At 64.7% G+C, this 17,905-nt stretch carries 15 protein-coding genes; 4 read left to right on the plus strand and 11 right to left on the minus strand.

The window, feature by feature from the left end; translation table 11 throughout:
• Positions 1-142: 142 nt before the first annotated feature.
• Positions 143-1,006 carry a DNA-binding transcriptional regulator HexR gene (gene hexR, locus CAG44_RS05660; protein WP_169774905.1) on the plus strand — a complete coding sequence of 288 codons (864 nt, stop codon included), beginning with the start codon at positions 143-145 and terminating at the stop codon, positions 1,004-1,006.
• Here the strand turns inward: hexR and CAG44_RS05665 are convergent.
• The 11 genes from CAG44_RS05665 to edd form a co-directional block, all read right to left on the minus strand.
• Positions 999-1,853, minus strand: coding sequence for a D-hexose-6-phosphate mutarotase (locus CAG44_RS05665; protein WP_013971129.1), 855 nt, complete (start codon positions 1,851-1,853; stop codon positions 999-1,001). The two genes, hexR and CAG44_RS05665, sit on opposite strands and share 8 nt — an antisense overlap.
• Before the next feature lie 116 nt (positions 1,854-1,969).
• Complete coding sequence (locus tag CAG44_RS05670; protein WP_256575221.1) at positions 1,970-3,262, minus strand: carbohydrate porin; 1,293 nt, start codon at positions 3,260-3,262, stop codon at positions 1,970-1,972.
• Positions 3,263-3,363: 101 nt separating this feature from the next.
• Entirely contained in the window at positions 3,364-4,518 is a 1,155-nt protein-coding gene (locus tag CAG44_RS05675) for an ABC transporter ATP-binding protein (protein ID WP_085587535.1), read from the minus strand.
• A 3-nt stretch (positions 4,519-4,521) separates the two neighbouring features.
• Positions 4,522-5,367: a carbohydrate ABC transporter permease gene (locus CAG44_RS05680; protein WP_085587533.1), complete on the minus strand. Its 846-nt coding sequence runs from the start codon at positions 5,365-5,367 to the stop codon at positions 4,522-4,524.
• Entirely contained in the window at positions 5,360-6,268 is a 909-nt protein-coding gene (locus CAG44_RS05685; protein WP_085691740.1) for a carbohydrate ABC transporter permease, read from the minus strand. Before CAG44_RS05685 ends, CAG44_RS05680 begins: the two co-directional genes overlap by 8 nt.
• 160 nt (positions 6,269-6,428) lie before the next feature.
• Complete coding sequence (locus CAG44_RS05690) at positions 6,429-7,715, minus strand: ABC transporter substrate-binding protein (RefSeq protein WP_085691741.1); 1,287 nt, start codon at positions 7,713-7,715, stop codon at positions 6,429-6,431.
• Positions 7,716-7,819: 104 nt separating this feature from the next.
• Positions 7,820-9,070, minus strand: a complete 1,251-nt coding sequence (locus CAG44_RS05695) for an AGE family epimerase/isomerase (protein WP_085691742.1) — start codon at positions 9,068-9,070, stop codon at positions 7,820-7,822.
• Positions 9,071-9,686: 616 nt separating this feature from the next.
• Positions 9,687-11,141 (minus strand): ATP-binding protein, encoded by a 1,455-nt coding sequence (locus tag CAG44_RS05700; protein WP_085587525.1) that lies wholly within the window; start codon positions 11,139-11,141, stop codon positions 9,687-9,689.
• Entirely contained in the window at positions 11,122-11,847 is a 726-nt protein-coding gene (gene gltR / locus CAG44_RS05705; RefSeq protein WP_085587523.1) for a two-component system response regulator GltR, read from the minus strand. Before gltR ends, CAG44_RS05700 begins: the two co-directional genes overlap by 20 nt.
• A gap of 170 nt (positions 11,848-12,017) precedes the next feature.
• Complete coding sequence (locus tag CAG44_RS05710) at positions 12,018-12,977, minus strand: glucokinase (protein ID WP_085691743.1); 960 nt, start codon at positions 12,975-12,977, stop codon at positions 12,018-12,020.
• Positions 12,974-14,800, minus strand: a complete 1,827-nt coding sequence (gene edd, locus CAG44_RS05715; protein WP_015269093.1) for a phosphogluconate dehydratase — start codon at positions 14,798-14,800, stop codon at positions 12,974-12,976. The genes CAG44_RS05710 and edd overlap by 4 nt, the downstream gene beginning before the upstream one ends.
• A gap of 265 nt (positions 14,801-15,065) precedes the next feature.
• Here edd and gap point away from each other — a divergent pair, with 265 nt between their 5' ends.
• From gap to CAG44_RS05730, 3 genes are all read left to right on the plus strand, one after another.
• Entirely contained in the window at positions 15,066-16,067 is a 1,002-nt protein-coding gene (gene gap, locus CAG44_RS05720; protein ID WP_041506241.1) for a type I glyceraldehyde-3-phosphate dehydrogenase, read from the plus strand.
• 246 nt (positions 16,068-16,313) lie between these two features.
• Positions 16,314-16,826: an RNA polymerase sigma factor gene (locus tag CAG44_RS05725; RefSeq protein ID WP_025337861.1), complete on the plus strand. Its 513-nt coding sequence runs from the start codon at positions 16,314-16,316 to the stop codon at positions 16,824-16,826.
• Between the two features lie 71 nt (positions 16,827-16,897).
• Positions 16,898-17,857, plus strand: a complete 960-nt coding sequence (locus tag CAG44_RS05730) for a FecR domain-containing protein (RefSeq protein ID WP_085587521.1) — start codon at positions 16,898-16,900, stop codon at positions 17,855-17,857.
• The last annotated feature ends 48 nt before the right edge of the window (positions 17,858-17,905 follow it).

Consider the following 17,905-nt stretch of genomic DNA (forward strand, 5'->3'; position numbering starts at 1 on the left):
TAAAAACCACAACATTACACACAAGTGTTACAGACAAGTGGTACGTCAACCGCGCCGACAGTACGATAGACGACCGTGCAAAAAGCCTGCTGCTCCCACAGCCGGCTGTCTTCCCGACCCAAGGACACACCCCATGGACCGCGTGCGAAACCTCCTGGAACAGATCCAGGGCCGCCTCGACGAGCTGAACAAGGCCGAACGCAAAGTCGCCGAAGTCATCCTGCTCAACCCGCAACAAGCCACCCGTTTCAGCATCGCTGCGCTGGCCCAGGCGGCCAAGGTCAGCGAACCGACCGTCAACCGCTTCTGCCGCTCGTTCGGCGTCAGCGGCTACCCCGAGCTCAAGCTGCAGCTGGCGCAGAGCCTGGCCAGCGGCGCCGCCTACGTCAGCCGCGCGGTGGAGGCTGACGACGACCCGGCCGCCTACACCCAGAAGATCTTCGCCAGTGCCATCGCCTCGCTCGACAGCGCCTGCCAGCAGCTTGACCCGCAGCAGGTCAGCCGTGCCGTGGACATGATGATCCAGGCCCGGCAGATCCACTTCTTTGGCCTGGGCGCCTCGGCCCCGGTGGCGCTGGACGCCCAGCACAAGTTCTTCCGCTTCAACCTGGCAGTATCGGCCCACGCCGACGTGCTGATGCAGCGCATGCTGGCCTCGGTGGCACACACCGGCGACCTGTTCGTGATCATCTCCTACACCGGGCGCACCCGCGAACTGGTCGAGGTGGCCCGCCTGGCCCGGGAAAACGGCGCCTCGGTGCTGGGCCTGACCGCTGCCGGTTCGCCACTGGCCAATGCCTGCAGCCTGAGCCTTCACATTCCGCTGCCGGAAGACACCGACATCTACATGCCGATGACCTCGCGGATCATCCAGCTGACCGTGCTCGATGTGCTGGCCACCGGCATGACCCTGCGGCGCGGCGTGGACTTCCAGCCGCACCTGCGCAAGATCAAGGAAAGCCTCAACGCCAGCCGCTACCCGATCGAGGACGACGAGCTCAACTGAGCCGGTGTGCCTGCAGGCGCAGGTGGGCACGCTGCCCCGGCGCCAGGCTCAGGCCCTCGCCACTGCCGCTGGCGGCCTCGACACAGACGAAGCGCTGGCATTCACGCCCGGTCACGCCCATCAGCGGGCGGTTGCCCGGGTGCCAGACCACCGTGTCGTCGCTGTCACCGGTATCGATGCACAGCTCGCGCTGCCAGGCCGGGTCCTGCAGTTGCACCCGCGGCGTGCCGGGGTAGACTTTCTGGCAGCCGCCCTTGAGCTTCAGCGCGCCATCCTCACGGCAGGCCTGGCGGTTCAGGCGGTCGTAGCCTTCTATATCCTCCAGCCCGGACAGCGCTATCTCGGACACGTCACTGATGCGCCAGTAGGCCAGCAGGGCATGGCTCAGCTGGCAGGGTTCGCTGTCCTGGTGCTCGGTGCTCAGGCTCAGCTCCATGCGGCTACCCAGCCGGGCATGCAGGTCGACCTGCCAGTCGCACAGGTCCAGCCGCCATTTCAGGGTTACGCCCTCCTCGTCCTCGCGGCTGTCCACCAGCTTCCAGTCGAGCAGGCGCGCCCAGCCATGGGCCGGCCACAAGTCCTCGCTGGGGTGGCGGCCATACCATGGCCAGCACACAGGCACACCACCGCGGATCGCCCCCACCTGCGGCCACTGCTCGGCGCACCACAGCCAGGGCCGTTCACCCGCTGGTTGAAAATGCAGCAGTTGCGCACCCTGGCGGCTGAACACCGCCTGGCAACGGGGATGGTCGATGATCAGCACATCGCGCTGCTGGTAACGCTCCCACTCGAATGTCGGCCGGGGCCGCTGCGAGGTAAAGAAGCGATGGAGCGGATGTTCGGGCATGGTTCAGAGCTCTTGTTGTTTGAGATAGCGCTGTCTCGGCCTATCCCCGACAACCACTGAAGGCCAGTGGCTGCCGGGTACCGAAGTGGATTGGCGTAAATTTACAACAATTGCTCTCAGAATGACGACTGAATCTTCAAACCCGCGACCAGCGCGTTGTCCACCTCATCCACCCCGCCGGGGCTTTTGATGTACTGCAGGTTGGGCCGCACGGTCAGCCAGTTGGTGACGTGGAAGCCGTAGTAGAGCTCGGCGTTGTACTCGGTACGCTGCAGCGGCACGAAGCCTGGGTTGTCGTAATCGCTGATGCCGCTCTGGGCGTTGAGCAGTTCGGCGCGCTTCTTCACGTCGTCATTCACATGAATGCGCGCCACGCCGAAGCCGATATCGTCCTTGGGCCGGGCGTCGAATGCGCCTTTGTAGACCAACCCCAGTTGCTGATAGTTGTCGACGACGTTGGTGGCCTTGTCGTGCACGGTGAAGTTGGCGAACAGGCTCAGGCCACGGTTGACGTCGCCGCCATGGGCGGTGACCTGCTGCTGCGCCACCACCCACCAGCCATGCTTGCTGGAGTGCGACTTGAAGGCTTCGCCCGTCAGCGCCTGCGGGTTGCCGTTGACGTCATCGAACACATCGTCGGCCTTGGCCGTGCTGTAGTAGTAACCCAGGCGGTACTCGCCCGGCAGGCCGTTGACCTTGGGTGACCACACTGCTTCCACCGGCAGGATCGCGCCCTTGGTGCCGCTGCCACTGAGCTTGAAGCCGTTGCCGGTTTCCAGGTTGGAAGGGTTCTGCTCGAAGGCGCCGACCTGGACGAAGAATTCCGGGGTGATGTTGTATTTCACCCGCAGCGCCCACTGGCTGACCGGCCAGTTGTACCAGATGCCGCCGACCCAGTTGCCCACCTGCGAGCCGCAGAAGGCCAGGTTCTGGAAGTCGCAGGGGAAGCTGTTGAAGTCCTCGCCCTCGCCGAAGCGGCCAAATTTCACGTCCAGTGCGCCGTCGAAGTACTTCTGCTTGACCCACATCTGGGTCAGGCGCCAGGTCTGGCCGCGGCCCCACACCTCCTGCACCGAGCTGAACTGCCCGGCGCGCGGATCGCTGATGCGGTCGTTGGACAGGTTGCGGCCGCTGCGCTCGGTGATCGCCAGTTTGAACTCGGCGTCATGCCAGCCAAAGATTTTTTGCAGGTCCAGGTGCGCGCCCAGGGCGAACTGGTCGCTATAGCGCGCGGTCTTGTCGTCGTTGTAACCACCGTGCAGGTTACCGGCAACCTCACCGACATAATCGAGGGTGAAGTCATAGCCCTTTTCCAGCAGCTCGGTGCGGGTGCCGCCCCAGTCGCCGGTCATCCACTTCGATTCGCTGGAAAAAGCCTCGGCAGCCTGCGCGCCGCTGCCAGCGGCCATCGCCAGCGGTGCGAGCAAGGCGAGCGAACCTAATGTCCTGATGCGTTTGCGCTGTTCCATCCCTTTGCGTCCTCTTTGTTCTTATTGACGGTGTAGACGAGTTATCGGCCTTTGAAGTGCGCCACATTGTCTTTCATGGTTGCGGCAGTAGTGGCAAGGTGCAGGCGCTCGCCGCTGGCGGCGTCGAACAACAGCACCCGGGCCGGGTCGAATTGCAGGTTCAGGCTGTCGCCGACCCGGCACGCCACATCCGGCGCCAGGCGGCAGCAGACCTTGGTCTGGTTGAGGGTGACGAACACCAGCAGGTCTGGCCCGGTGGGCTCGGTCACCTGCACCTCGGCGCGAATGCCGGGCAGGCCATTGCCCTCGGCTGCACCCAGGGCAATCTGCTCGGGGCGGATGCCCAGGATGATCTCGCGGCCATCCAGCTCGTCAGCGGCTACCCCCAGGGGCAGTTCGCAACGCGCCTGGCCGCTGTCGAGCACGGCCAGCAGGCGCCCGTCCTGTTGCGTGAGGCGCACCGGGATGAAGTTCATCGGCGGCGAACCAATGAAGCTGGCGACGAACTGGTTGGCCGGATCGTTGTAGATCTGCTGCGGGGTGCCGAACTGCTGGATGATGCCGTCCTTCATCACCGCCACCTTGTCGCCCAGGGTCATGGCCTCGATCTGGTCATGGGTGACGTACACGGTGGTGGTCTTCAGCCGCTGGTGCATCAGTTTCATTTCGGTACGCATCTCGACGCGCAGCTTGGCATCGAGGTTGGACAGCGGTTCATCGAACAGGTAGATCTTCGGCCGCCGCGCCAGCGCCCGGCCCATGGCCACGCGCTGCTGCTGGCCACCGGACAGCTGCGCCGGCTTGCGCGCCAGCAGGTGCTCGATCTGCAACAGCTTGGCCACCCGCGCCACTTCCTCGTCAATCGCGGCCTGGGGCAGCTTGCGGATCTTCAGGCCGAACTCGATGTTCTCGCGCACGCTCATGGTCGGGTACAGCGCGTAGGACTGGAACACCATGGCGATGTCGCGGTCCTTGGGGCTCATGCCGCTGACGTCCTGCTGGTCGATGAGTATCGCGCCGCCGGTGATCTGCTCCAGCCCGGCGATGCAGTTCATCAAGGTCGACTTGCCGCAACCCGACGGGCCGACCAGGATCAGGAACTCGCCATCCTTGATCGACAGCTGGATGTCCTTGAGGGTGTCCGGCAGGCCGCTGCCGTAGGTCTTGTTCACATTGCGAAGTTCGAGCGTTGCCATGACTTACCCCTTTACCGCGCCAGCAGTCAGCCCGCGGACGAAATATTTGCCTGCCACCACGTAGACCAGCAGGGTTGGCAGGCCGGCGATCATCGCCGCCGCCATGTCGACGTTGTATTCCTTGGCCCCGGTGCTGGTATTGACCAGGTTGTTCAGGGCCACGGTAATCGGTTGCGAATCGCCGCTGGAGAACACCACGCCGAACAGGAAGTCGTTCCAGATCTGGGTGAACTGCCAGATCAGGCAGACCATGATGATCGGCGTGGACATCGGCAGGATGATGCGGCGGAAGATGGTGAAGAACCCGGCACCGTCCAGGCGCGCAGCCTTGACCAGCGCATCGGGGATGCTCACGTAGAAGTTGCGGAAGAACAGCGTGGTGAAGGCCAGGCCGTAGACCACGTGCACCAGCACCAGGCCGGTGGTGGTGCTGGCCAGGCCGAGCTTGCCGAGGGTGAACGAGGCCGGCAGCAGTACGGTCTGGAACGGCAGGAAGCAGCCGAACAGCAGCAGGCCGAAGAACAGCTGCGAACCGCGGAAGCGCCACATCGACAGCACATAGCCGTTCAGCGCGCCGATGGCGGTGGAGATGAGCACCGCTGGCACGGTGATCATGATCGAGTTCCAGAAGTAACCGCTGACCGTGCTCCAGGCCTTGACCCAGCCGATGCCGGTAATTGCCGCCGGCCAGCTCAGCAGGTTGCCGGTGCTGATGTCTTCCGGGGTCTTGAAGCTGGTCAGCAGCATCACCACCAGCGGCACCAGGTACAGCAGCACCGCCAGCAACAGCACCGCGTGGATGGCGATGCGGCTCGGGCTAAGCACCGCTTTGTCGAGAGGGCTATGCATGGCGTTTGCTCCGCAGCTCCGAGTACAGGTAAGGCACGAGGATCGCCAGGATCGCCCCGAGCATCAGGATGGCGCTGGCCGAGCCCATGCCCATCTGGCCGCGGCTGAAGGTGAACGAGTACATGAACATCGCCGGCAGGTCGGACGAGTAGCCTGGGCCGCCGGCAGTCATGGCCGCCACCAGGTCGAAGCTCTTGATGGCAATGTGCGCGAGGATCATCAGCGAGCTGAAGAACACCGGGCGCAGGCTGGGCAGTACCACGCGCCAGTAGATGCGCGGCAGGCTGGCGCCGTCGATCTGCGCGGCACGGATGATCGACGGGTCGACGCCACGCAGGCCGGCGAGGAACATTGCCATGATGAAGCCCGAGGCCTGCCACACGGCGGCGATCACCAGGCAGTACACCACCCGGTCGGGATCGATCAGCCAGTCCAGGCGAAAGCCCTCCCAACCCCAGTCACGCAGCAGCTTGTCCAGGCCCATACCCGGGTTGAGCAGCCACTTCCAGGCGGTGCCGGTGACGATCATCGACAGCGCCATGGGGTACAGGTAGATGGTGCGGATGAAACCTTCGCGACGAATGCGCTGGTCCAGCAAGACCGCCAGCACTACGCCGATGACCAGGCTGATGGCGATGAACAGGCCGCCGAACAGCATCAGGTTCTTGCTTGCCACCCACCAGCGGTCGTTGTCGAACAGCCGGGCGTACTGCGCCAGGCCGGCCCATTTGTAGGTCGGCAGGAAGGTCGAGGTGGTGAAGGACAGGACGAAGGTCCAGAGGATGTAGCCGTAGAAGCCCACCAGGACGATGAACATGCTCGGCGCCAGCACCAGCTTGGGCAGCCAGCGCTGTAGCGCGTCCAGGGGTGAGGCCCGCAGTTGGACGGTTGCTGTGGTCATGATTTGGTACCCAAAGCCCAGGCAGTGTGGGGCACTGCCTTTTGTGTTGTCGGTACTGGCCCTATCGCCGGCAAGCCAGCTCCAACAGGTAACCCACAATTTTCAAAGGCAATGAAAATCCTGTGGGAGCCGGCTTGCCGGCGATAGGGCCGTCAGCGTTTTACTGGGCAGCCTGGATCGCCGCCGCCAGCTTCTTCGCCGCATCGGCCGGGTCGGCCTTGGTGTCGTTGATGTAGTTGGTCACCACATCGAAGAACGCGCCCTGCACGGCCAGCGTGGTGGCCATGTTGTGCGCCATGCTCGGCTGCAGGCCGCCATTCTTGGCATCGGCCAGGAAGTCCTTGGCGGAGGTTTGCGCGCAGGCGTCGAAGCCATACTTGCCCATGTCGGCCAGCATGTCGTTGCGCACCGGGATCGACCCCTTGTTGCTGCTGAAGACCTTCTGGAAGTCCTCGCCCAGCACCTTGCGGGCAATATCCTGCTGGCCGGCAGACGTGCCGGCGTCGTTCTGCTTGAACACCACCAACGAGTCGATGTTGTACAGGAACGCCTTGTCGGTGCCGGGGAATGGCACGCACTGGTAGTCCTTGCCGGCGGTTTTCTTCGCCAAGGTCCATTCGCTCTTGGCCCAGTCGCCCATGATCTGCATGCCGGCCTTGCCGTTGATGACCTTGGCCGCTTCCAGGTTCCAGTCCTGGCCTTTGCCGTCCGGGTCCATGTAGGTGGCGACCTTCTTCAGTTCGGTCAGCGCCTTGACCATCTGCGGGCCGGTCAGGGCCGCGCTGTCGAGGTCGACCAGGGCTTTCTTGTAGCCATCGGCCCCCATCACCGCCAGCACCACGCTTTCGAACACGGTGCTGTCCTGCCACGGCTGGCCGCCATGGGCGAGCGGGATGAAGCCGGCGGCCTTGAGCTTGTCGGCGGCGGCGTAGAATTCGTCGAGGGTGGCTGGCGCCTTGTCGATGCCAGCCTTCTTGAAGACGTCGGGGTTGATCCACAGCCAGTTGATGCGGTGGATGTTCACCGGCACGGCGACATAGTCACCGTCGTACTTCACGGTGTCCGCGACCTTCTTGTCGAGCAGGGAGTCCCACTTTTCGTCCTTGGCCACGCCCTTGAGCACATCGGCGTCGAGCAGGCCGGTGGCCGCCCAGTCCTGGATGTCCGGGCCCTTGATCTGCGCGACACCCGGCGGGTTGCCGGCCACGGCGCGGCTCTTGAGCACGGTCATGGCGGTGGCACCACCGCCACCGGCGACGGCGCCGTCCTTCCAGGTGAAGCCATCTTTTTCGACCTGGGTCTTGAGCACATCGACCGCCGCTTTTTCACCACCGGAGGTCCACCAGTGCACAACCTCGACACTGCCTTTGGATTCGGCGGCCAGGGCATTGAGTGGAAGCAGGGAGGCCAGGGAGATGGCGGCAGCGAGACGGAGCGTGGAATTCATCGAAGCACCTTTCTTGTTGTTATGCCGTGCAAGTCGATCGCTTGCGTTGCATGAAGTCTAAACAGCGTGCTCGCCTCGCCAGGTAACGAAGCGATGCGTGAATGTCATCGTTTGGTTACATTGCCGGCCAAGCTGCTGGCCAGGCTGGGTGCCAGTGGCAAGCCCGGCAGCAGCAGCGCCTGGTAGGCATGGTAGAGGTCGGGCTTGCCGGGCCAGATGGTCGCGGCCGGCTGGTTGTGCGCATCGAGTTCGTGGTGCCAGCTGCCAGCGCCGTGGTCGATGAAATGGTTGGCGATGAAGTCCCAGCAACGGCGGTACCACTGCTCGTAGTGCGCCTCGCCCGTGCGCTGCAACAGGGCCGCGGCGGCGGCGCAGGCTTCGGCATGTACCCAGTGCAGGCGTGCGCGCACCACCGGGCGATCGTCCCAGTCCAGGGTGTAGACGAAACCGGGCGCGCCATCGACGTTCCAGGCTTGCTGGCAGGCTGTATCGAACAACGCGCGGGCACAGTCTGGCAGCCACTGCGGGGCAAGCAGGCGGGCCCGTTCCAGGCTGGCTTCCAGATGCAGCAGCAACCGCGCCCACTCCAGGGCATGCCCGGGCGTGGAACCATAAGGCCGAAAGTGGTCGGCCGGGTGCGCCTGGTTGTAGTGCGGCAGTGGCTGCCAGAGGGCGTCGAAATGCTCGATGACCCGGTAGCCGTTGGCGGCGGCATGGGAATGGATGATGCGTTCGGCGATGCGCAAGGCGCGTTGCAGCCACAGGCTGTCGCCAGTGACGTCTGCCAGGGCCAGGAAGGCCTCGACCGCGTGCATGTTGCTGTTGGCGCCACGGTACTGCTCGGGCAACTGCCAGGCACGGGAGAAGGCTTCCCGCAGGGCACCCTCCTCTTCGCTCCAGAAATGCGCTTCGAGCACCTGCACCGCGTCTGCCAGCAGGGCTGGTGCACCGCCAGCACCTGCCATCACCGCCGAGCTGGCGGCCAGGGCGACAAAGGCATGCAGGTAAGCCGCCTTGCCGCTGTCGTCATGGCCACCGGGGTGGGCGAACCAGCCGCCGTAGGTGGCATCCTGCAGCGCGCCACGCAGGGCGGCCACACCGTGTTCGGCATAGGCCAGGTAGCCGGGCACGCCCTGCAGGTGGGCCAGGGCGAAACAGTGGGTCATGCGGGCGGTGATCAGGGTTTCGGCGCGGGCACCGGGGGCAAGCAGGCCTGCGGCGTCGAGGCTGCCGAAGCCATCGGGCAGTTTCGAAGCCGTGGCGAAGGCCAGCAGGCGCTGCCCTTCGGCCATGCGCCAGGCGGTGTGGGCCGGGGCGTCGAGCCAGCGGGTGGAAGCCAGGTTGGAGGTGCTCATGGGCCAGCTTGATCCTTGCCAGTCGTCTGCGAATTCTAGCCAGCGGGGTTGGGTGGGTTGTCACGAAGGACAGTGGGTTTGTCACCGAGTAGTTACATTTGTGTGACCCGCAATGGCCCTATCGCCGGCAAGCCAGCTCCCACCTCGACCGCATCGACCTGAAGCCATGCGCAGTCCCTGTAGGAGCCTGGCTTGCCAGCGATGAGGCACTGACAGGCAACACAAGACAGTTGCTTCAACAAGGCCCGCAAAAATCTCAAGGCTTGCGCTGTACCTGTGGGAGCCTGGCTTGCCAGCGATGAGGCACTGACAGGCAACACAAGACAGTTGCTTCAACAAGGCCCGCAAAAATCTCAAGGCTTGCGCTGTACCTGTGGGAGCCTGGCTTGCCAGCGATGAGGCACTGACAGGCAACACAAGACAGTTGCTTCAACAAGGCCCGCAAAAATCTCAAGGCTTGCGCTGTACCTGTGGGAGCCTGGCTTGCCAGCGATGAGGCACTGACAGGCAACACAAGACAGTTGCTTCAACAAGGCCCGCAAAAATCTCAAGGCTTGCGCTGTACCTGTGGGAGCTGGCTTGCCGGCGATAGGGCCGGTACAGGCAATACAACCCTTCAGTCCATGCCCCGCGGCAGATACAAGGTCACCCGCAACCCGCCCTCACGCAGGTTCAGCAAACTCACCTCCCCCCCATGGCTATGGGCAATGTTTCGCGCAATCCCCAACCCCAGCCCGTACCCCTGCTGCTGCCCGGCCAGACGGAAGTGCGGCTCGAACACCTGTTCCAGTTGCTGCTGCGGCACCCCCGGCCCCTGGTCATCCACCTGCAGCACGAACCCCTCGGCACTGTCGATGATGCGCAACCGTGCCCGCTCGCCGTACTTGATGGCGTTGTCGATCAGGTTGCCGATGCAGCGCCGCAGCGCCAGCGGCTTGCCCGGGTACGGCGCCAGCGCCCGGCCTTCGAGCGTGATGCGGCCATCGCCCAGGTAAGGCTCGGCCAGGATTTCCAGCACCTGGTTGAGATCGACCGGCTCGATGTTCTCGTGGATGTCGGTGTCCTTCACGCACTGCAACGCGCCTTTGACCAGCAGCTCCAGCTCGTCCAGGTCCTGGCTGAACTTGGCCTGCAGGCGCTCGTCCTCCAGCAGCTCGACGCGCAGGCGCAAGCGGGTGATTGGCGTGCGCAGGTCGTGGGAAATGGCACTGAACAGCTGGCTGCGCTCGGTCAGGTAGCGGCTGATGCGTTCGCGCATACTGTTGAACGCACGCCCCACCTCGACCACCTCGCTGCCACCACCTTCGGCCACCGGCGCCACATCGGCGCCCAGCGACATCTCCCGCGCAGCCCGCGCCAGGCGCTTGAGCGGCCAGCTTTGCCAGTGCACCAGCAAGCCGATGAACAACAGCAGCAAGGCCGTGGTCAGCACGATGAAGCCGATCTGCTGACGCGGCAGGCGCTCGGCCTCCAGGCTGGTGTAGGGCTCGGGCAGCAGCGAGGCGATGTACAGCCACTCACCCTCGCCCAGGCGGATCTGGGTGACCAGCACCGGCGGGTTGAGTGGCTCCAGGGTCAGCGAGTAATGCGCCCAGGAGCGTGGCAGTTCGTCGAGCTTCAGGCCGCTGTTGAAGATACGCAGGTCGTCCGGCCCGACGAACTCCACGGAAATTTCCATCTGCGAACCCAGGCGCTCATGCAGCACTTGCTGGAACACATCGATCACTGCCTGCTTGCGCGGGGTAACGGGCAGTAGCGGCATGTCCAGCGGCTTGGCGTTGAGCGACACGAAAAAGCGCGTGCCGCCCATGCTGCGCAGCTGGTCGAGGACCATCGGCCGGTAGGCCACCGGCAACGAACGGAAGTAGCTGACACTGGCACTCATCGAATGAGCCAGGCTGCTGGCGCTGGCACGCAGGCCCTGCAACTGGCTGGCGCGCAATTGGGCAACCCAGATGATGCTCGACAACCCCTGGGCCAGCAGCACTACCAGCAAGGTCAGCAGCAGCATGCGCCCCAGTAGCGAGCGCGGCAGCAGTCGCCAGCGCCGCTCAGGGCGCATTACAGACATGGGCAGCCAACAGGTAGCCGCTGCCGCGTACGGTGCGGATCAGCCGGGGGGGTTTGTCGGTATCGCGCAGGCGCTGGCGCAGGCGACTGACAGCCATGTCGACGATGCGGTCAAGCGGCATCGGCTCGCGGCCACGGGTGGCGTTGCCGATGGTGTCGCGGTCGAGGATCTGCTGTGGGTGGTCGAGGAACAGCTTGAGCAGGGCGAAGTCGGCGCCGGAGAGAATCACCTCCTCACCGTCGCGATGGAACAGGCGGTGGCTGACCGTGTCCAGGCGCCAGTCGTCGAAGGCCAGCACCGCACTGCTCGGCGCCGCCTGGCCAAACTCGGCGCGACGCAGCAGGGCCTTGATCCGCGCTTGCAGTTCGCGGGGGCTGAACGGCTTGCCCAGGTAGTCGTCGGCGCCCAGCTCCAGGCCGATGACCCGGTCGGTTTCGTCGGAGCTGGCGGTGAGCATGATGATCGGTACCCGTGCCTGGCGCGGGTGCTGGCGTACCCAGCGGCACAGGCTGAAGCCGTCTTCGTCGGGCAGCATGACATCAAGGATGACCAGGTCGCAGGGGGTGGACTCCAGCGCGCGGCGAAAGCCCTTGCCGTCGGCTTCGGCATGCACCTGGAAGCCGGAGCGGCTCAGGTAGGTTTGCAGCAGTTCGCGGATTTCCTGGTCGTCGTCGACCATCAGGATCGATTTGCCGGCAGTGCTCAAGATGGTCCGTCCTTTTGTTAGTTACAGGTCTTTGTTGCCTGTTTCTTATTGGGGCCGCTTTGCGGCCCTTCGCGGGCTTGCCCGCTCCCACAGGTGTGTCGCTATGCCCATGACTTGTGCGATCCCTGTGGGAGCGGGCAAGCCCGCGAAGGGCTGCAAAGCAGCCCCAGTCAGTGATCCAGCGCCTGCTGCAAGGCTACCCCAGCCCCCAGCAACCCGGAAAACTCCGCCGTCACCAGCCAAACCGGTACGCCAGCGAAATAGCCACTCATGCAGCCCTTGTCGGAAAAACTCACGGCAAACCCGCTGCGCACGAACAGCTCGGCAAAGCGCGGGATCACGCCGCCGACAATATAGACCCCACCCCGCGCGCCCAGCGTCAGAACATTGTTACCAGCGACTCGGCCGAGGAACCGGCAAAACTGCTCGATCACCGCCAGCGCCCGCGGCTCGCCGCCGAGCGCGGCATCGGTGATCTGTGCCGGGGTCTTGTGTCGGGGTGTGTCGCCGTCCAGCGCGCAGATTGCCTGGTACAGGCGCAGCAGGCCACCGCCACTGAGCACGGTTTCGGCGCTGACATGGCCGATCTGCCCGTGAATCTGTTGGTGAATCGCCGCTTCGCGGGCATTGCCCACCGGCAGGTCGACGTGCCCGCCCTCGCCCGGCAGGGCATGCCAGTGCTGTTCGCCCAGGCGCAATAGCGCACCCACGCCCAGCCCGGTACCCGGGCCGATGACCAGGACCGGCCGCGACAGGTCCGCCTGGCCTGGGCACACTTCGCGGAACTCGCCGGGGCGCAGGCGGGTCATGCCCAGCGCCATGGCGGTAAAATCGTTGATCAGCAGCAGCCGCTCGACCTGCAATGTCTGGCAGAAGGCCACGCGGCTGAGGCGCCAGTGGTTGTTGGTGAAGCGGAACTCATCGCCATCGACCGGCCCAGCCACCGCCAGGCAGGCAGCAGTCACGCCGCCGCGGGTAATGCCCAAGCCTTCAAGGTAAGCCTCGATGGCCTGTTCCGGGCTGGTGTAGTCCTCGGTGGCGAAGACCTTCACTTCGTGCAGCTGGTTGTCACGCCACAACGCAAAACGGGCATTGGTGCCGCCGATGTCGCCAACCAGCAGGTCCTTCATTTGAGGTTCTCCAGGGCCGAGGTGAACGCACTGGCGCCCTGCTCTGCCGGGCTGAACGCCATGCGCATGAAGCCGAACAGCTCGCGCCCGCAGCCCAGGTCGTTGCCCTGTGGCGCTGGCGGCAGGTCGCGGCTGGCCAGTTCTTCGGCCGACACCATTACCCGCAGCGTGCCTTCGACACCATCGACCCGCACCATATCACCATCACGCACCCGTGCCAGCGGGCCGCCGTCATAAGCCTCTGGGCAAACGTGAATGGCCGCCGGGATCTTGCCCGAGGCACCGGACATGCGCCCGTCGGTCACCAGCGCCACCTTGAAGCCACGGTCCTGCAGCACGCCGAGGAACGGTGTGAGCTTGTGCAGCTCGGGCATGCCGTTGCAGCGCGGGCCCTGGAAGCGCACCACGGCGACGAAGTCACGCTCCAGCTCGCCGGCCTTGAACGCATCGGCCAGCGACTGCTGGTCGTGGAACACCCGCGCCGGGGCCTCGACCACCTGGTGCTCGGGGGCGACAGCGGACACCTTCATCACACCGCGGCCAAGGTTGCCCTCCATCACCCGCAGGCCGCCTTCGGCCGAGAACGGCCGCGCCACCGGGCGCAGGATGCTTTCGTCCAGGCTGTGCTGCGGCCCTTCGCGCCACACCAGCTTGCCGTTGTCGAGGAACGGCTCCTGGGTGTAACGGCGCAGGCCATGGCCGGCCACGGTGTTGACGTCTTCGTGCAGCAGCCCGGCATCGAGCAGCTCGCGGATCAGGAAAGCCATGCCGCCCGCGGCCTGGAAGTGGTTGATGTCGGCCTTGCCGTTGGGGTAGACGTGGGACAGGGTCGGTACCACCTCGGACAGGTCGGCCATGTCCTGCCAGGTCAGCTGGATACCCGCGGCCTGGGCAATCGCCGGGATGTGCAGGGTATGGTTGGTCGAGCCGCCGGTGGCGTGCAGGGCGACGATGGAGTTGACCAGCGCCTTCTCGTCGACGATTTCACCCAGCGGCATGAAGCTGCCGCTGGCCTTGGTCATGCGCGTGACCTGCTGCGCGGCCTCGGCGGTGAGCGCATCGCGCAGCGGTGTGTACGGGTTGACGAACGAGGCACCCGGCAGGTGCAGGCCCATCACTTCCATCACCAGCTGGTTGGTGTTGGCAGTGCCGTAGAAGGTACAGGTGCCAGGGCTGTGGTAGGACTTCATCTCCGACTCCAGCAGCTCTTCGCGGCTGGCCTTGCCTTCGGCATAGCGCTGGCGCACGTCGGCCTTCTGCTTGTTGGAAATGCCAGAGACCATCGGCCCGCCCGGAACGAAGATGGTCGGCAGGTGGCCGAAGCGCAGCGCCCCCATCATCAGGCCGGGGACGATCTTGTCGCAGATGCCCAGCATCAGCGCGGCGTCAAACATGTTGTGCGACAGGGCCACGGCGGTGGACATGGCGATCACTTCGCGGCTGGCGATGGCCAGCTCCATGCCCGGTTCGCCCTGAGTCACGCCATCGCACATGGCCGGCACGCCACCGGCGAACTGGCCGACCGAGCCGACCTCGCGCAGGGCCTGCTTGATCTGCTCGGGGAAGTGCTGGTACGGCTGGTGCGCCGAAAGCATGTCGTTGTAGGCCGAGACGATGGCCACGTTGGCCGCGTTCATCAGGCGCAGGGTCTGCTTGTCGTCGCTGCCGCAACCGGCCACGCCATGGGCGAAGTTGGCGCACTGCAGGCTGGCACGCATGGGGCCGTCACTGGCCGCGCCGCGAATCAGTTGCAGGTAGCGTTCGCGGGTGGCACGGCTACGTTCGACCAGCCGCTGGGTGACCTCAAGGATGCGCGGATGCATGTACTGGACTCCAGGCTAATTGTAAGGGCGGTTTACCGGGCATTTCCCCTCCAAACGATTGCGGCCTAGGCTCAAGGTAGAGGAGCCCGCTGCATCGGTGGAGGCACGTCGCCCAACCACTCGTTGTATGTTTAAACAAAATACTGCCACTAAAAAGGCTTGTTTTCTATCGGCAGGTGAATAATCTTGTAATTCCAACAACAAAACCGTTTCAGTGAAGCTCCTTTGTGCCACAGGTTTCACTCGGACTGCCAGAGGTACTGCCATGACCCTACGCATCGCCATCAATGGATTCGGCCGCATCGGGCGCAACGTCCTGCGCGCACTGTATACCCAAGGCTACCGCCAGGACCTGCAGGTCGTCGCCATCAACGACCTGGGCGACAGCGCCATGAATGCCCACCTGCTCAAGTACGACAGCGTGCACGGCACCTTCGACGCCAGCGTCGAGGCCGACCACGAAAGCCTCACGGTCAATGGTGACCGTATCGCGGTCAGCGCCATCCGCAACCCGGCCGAACTGCCCTGGAAGGCCGAGGCGATCGACGTGGTGTTCGAATGCACCGGGCTGTTCACCGAGCGCGCCAAGGCCGCCGCACACCTGGCTGCGGGAGCTGGCAAGGTGATTGTCTCGGCACCGGCCAAAGGCGCCGATGCCACCGTGGTGTACGGGGTCAACCATGACATCCTGCGGGCCTCGCACCAGATCATTTCCAATGCCTCCTGCACCACCAACTGCCTGGCACCGATTGCCCAGGTGCTGCACCGCGAGTTCGGCATCGAACAGGGCCTGATGACCACCATCCATGCCTACACCAACGACCAGGTGCTGACCGATGTGTATCACGGCGACCCGTACCGTGCGCGCTCGGCGACCCAGTCGATGATCCCGAGCAAGACCGGCGCTGCCGAGGCCGTGGGCCTGGTGCTGCCGGAGCTGGCCGGCAAGCTTACCGGCATGGCGGTACGGGTGCCGGTGATCAACGTGTCGCTGGTGGACCTCACCGTCAACCTCAAGCGCGAGGCCACGGCCGAGCAGGTCAACCAGCTGTTCCTCGAGGCCAGCAAGCATTCCAGGGTATTGGGCTACAACGCCTTGCCACTGGTTTCCTGCGATTTCAACCACAACCCGCTGTCGTCGATCTTCGATGCCAACCATACTCGGGCCAACGGGCGCATGCTCAAGGTGCTGGCCTGGTATGACAACGAGTGGGGGTTCTCCAACCGCATGCTGGATAACTGCCTGGCGTTGTGCCGCGCCCGCTGAGCTTCGGCACGCTCCCTGTAGGATCGGCCTTGTGTCGCGATGGGCTGCGCAGCAGCCCCCTGCAATCTGTGCCACGGCCAAAATCCTGGGGCTGCTGCGCAGCCCATCGCGACACAAGGCCGCTCCTACACGGGGACTGCGCAAGGCTGGGACTCACAATCTTTACCTTTTCCTAACATTTCCAGGCTTGACCTTCGATATGGATGATAAGCATTATCATTAACCTTTCGTCGGCCAGGTCCCCCAGTGAGTCAGTCCCGGTTCAACTCTGTCTTCCTCGTCCAGCGCCTTACACTGCTGCGCACCTTGCAGCGCATGGTGGGCAACCCCAATACGGCCGAGGACCTGCTGCAGGAAACCTACCTGCGGGTGTCCCGCGCCCTCGGTGAGCGGCCCATCGAACACATCGAACCGTTCGTGTTCCAGACCGCACGCAACCTGGCCCTCGACCACCTGCGCGCGCGCCGGGTGCAATCGCGCATGCTGGTCGACGACGTGCCCGACGAGGTCCTGCACAGCGTGGCCGCGCCGGCCACCAGCAGCGAGGATGCGGCCCATGCCGAGCAGTTGCTCAAGCACCTGAGCATCAGCCTCAACCAGTTGAGCGAACGCCAGCAGCGCATCTTCATCCTCAGCCGCCTGCATGGCGCCACCTACCTGGAAATCGCCGAACAACTGAATGTTTCGCCCAGCACGGTACAGAAGGAACTGAAACTGATCATGGCGATCTGCATGGGTGTCGCCGACCGCCTCAAGTGAGGCAACGCAAAGCCCTTGCCACGCCCCGCCTCAGCCTTGATCATTCGCAAAAAACCATTCAAGGATTCACCGTGACCGACAGCCCCCCTCGCCCGTCACCCGCCGGGCCCAGCGCCCGTGCTCGTGCCATGGACGAGGCGCTGGACTGGCTGGTACGCCTGCAATGCGCCGACGCCGAGGACACCCAGGCCTTCGAAGCCTGGCTGAGCGCAGCGCCGGAAAATGCCGAGGCCTATGTCGAGGCAGAAGCATTGTGGAACGGCGCACCGCTGCACCAGGTGGCCGTGCAGATGCATCAGCAACAGCGCCGCTCGTGGCGCGGGCGCCTGCGCAGCCACTGGAAACCCCTGGCCACGGCGGCGCTGCTGCTGGTCGGGCTGTTCACCCTCGGCAACCTGCCCATGCGCCTGCAGGCCGACCACCTGACGGTGGTGGGCGAGCGCCAGCGCCTGCAGCTGGAAGACGGCGCGAAAGTGCTGCTCAACACCAATTCGGCATTTGCCAGCGAGCAGCGTGACGGCCGCCGGATTGCCCGCCTGCTACAGGGCGAGGCCTATTTCCAGGTCCCCGAGGGCGCGCTGCTGCCACTGGAAGTGCAGGCCGGGCCGTTGCGCGCGCAGGTGCGCGACACCGACTTTGCCGTGCGCTACCTCGACGGCGAGGCACAGGTGCGGGTGCAGCGCGGCGATGTCGACCTGCAGGGGGCCCGCGACCAGCGCATCCGCCTGAGTGCCGGCGACAGCATCAGCGTCGGCCCCCAGGGGTTCGGCCAGCGCCAGCGCCCCGACATGCACAAGGACCTGGCCTGGGTCGACGGCCGCCTGGTGTTCGAGAACTGCCCGCTGAGCCAGGTGCTGGCCGAGGTGCAGCGCTACTACCCGGGCTGGATCATCAACCGCAACGCGCAGCTGGAAGACATGGCGGTCACCGGCAACTACCGCCTCGACCAACCGCTGGAAACCCTTCGCGCGCTGGCCCACATCACCTCGGCACAGCTGCATGAGTACCCGGCGCTGGTCATCCTGAACTGATCCGCAAATCTGAAACCCGACACGGTCCCTGTGGGAGCGGGCGTGCCC

Source organism: Pseudomonas sp. B13(2017) (genome assembly GCF_002113245.1).
Taxonomy (GTDB): Bacteria; Pseudomonadota; Gammaproteobacteria; order Pseudomonadales; family Pseudomonadaceae; genus Aquipseudomonas; species Aquipseudomonas putida_Z.

Bases quoted from the DNA above. Each gene is read 5' to 3' on its own strand.
- CAG44_RS05690 (WP_085691741.1), bottom strand. From the start codon at position 7,715: ATGAATTCCACGCTCCGTCTCGCTGCCGCCATCTCCCTGGCCTCCCTG.
- gap (WP_041506241.1), top strand. From the start codon at position 15,066: ATGACCCTACGCATCGCCATCAATGGATTCGGCCGCATCGGGCGCAAC.
- CAG44_RS05675 (WP_085587535.1), bottom strand. From the start codon at position 4,518: ATGGCAACGCTCGAACTTCGCAATGTGAACAAGACCTACGGCAGCGGC.
- CAG44_RS05685 (WP_085691740.1), bottom strand. From the start codon at position 6,268: ATGACCACAGCAACCGTCCAACTGCGGGCCTCACCCCTGGACGCGCTA.
- CAG44_RS05670 (WP_256575221.1), bottom strand. From the start codon at position 3,262: ATGGCCGCTGGCAGCGGCGCGCAGGCTGCCGAGGCTTTTTCCAGCGAA.
- CAG44_RS05680 (WP_085587533.1), bottom strand. From the start codon at position 5,367: ATGCATAGCCCTCTCGACAAAGCGGTGCTTAGCCCGAGCCGCATCGCC.
- CAG44_RS05710 (WP_085691743.1), bottom strand. From the start codon at position 12,977: ATGAAGGACCTGCTGGTTGGCGACATCGGCGGCACCAATGCCCGTTTT.
- CAG44_RS05695 (WP_085691742.1), bottom strand. From the start codon at position 9,070: ATGAGCACCTCCAACCTGGCTTCCACCCGCTGGCTCGACGCCCCGGCC.
- edd (WP_015269093.1), bottom strand. From the start codon at position 14,800: ATGCATCCGCGCATCCTTGAGGTCACCCAGCGGCTGGTCGAACGTAGC.
- CAG44_RS05700 (WP_085587525.1), bottom strand. From the start codon at position 11,141: ATGTCTGTAATGCGCCCTGAGCGGCGCTGGCGACTGCTGCCGCGCTCG.
- CAG44_RS05665 (WP_013971129.1), bottom strand. From the start codon at position 1,853: ATGCCCGAACATCCGCTCCATCGCTTCTTTACCTCGCAGCGGCCCCGG.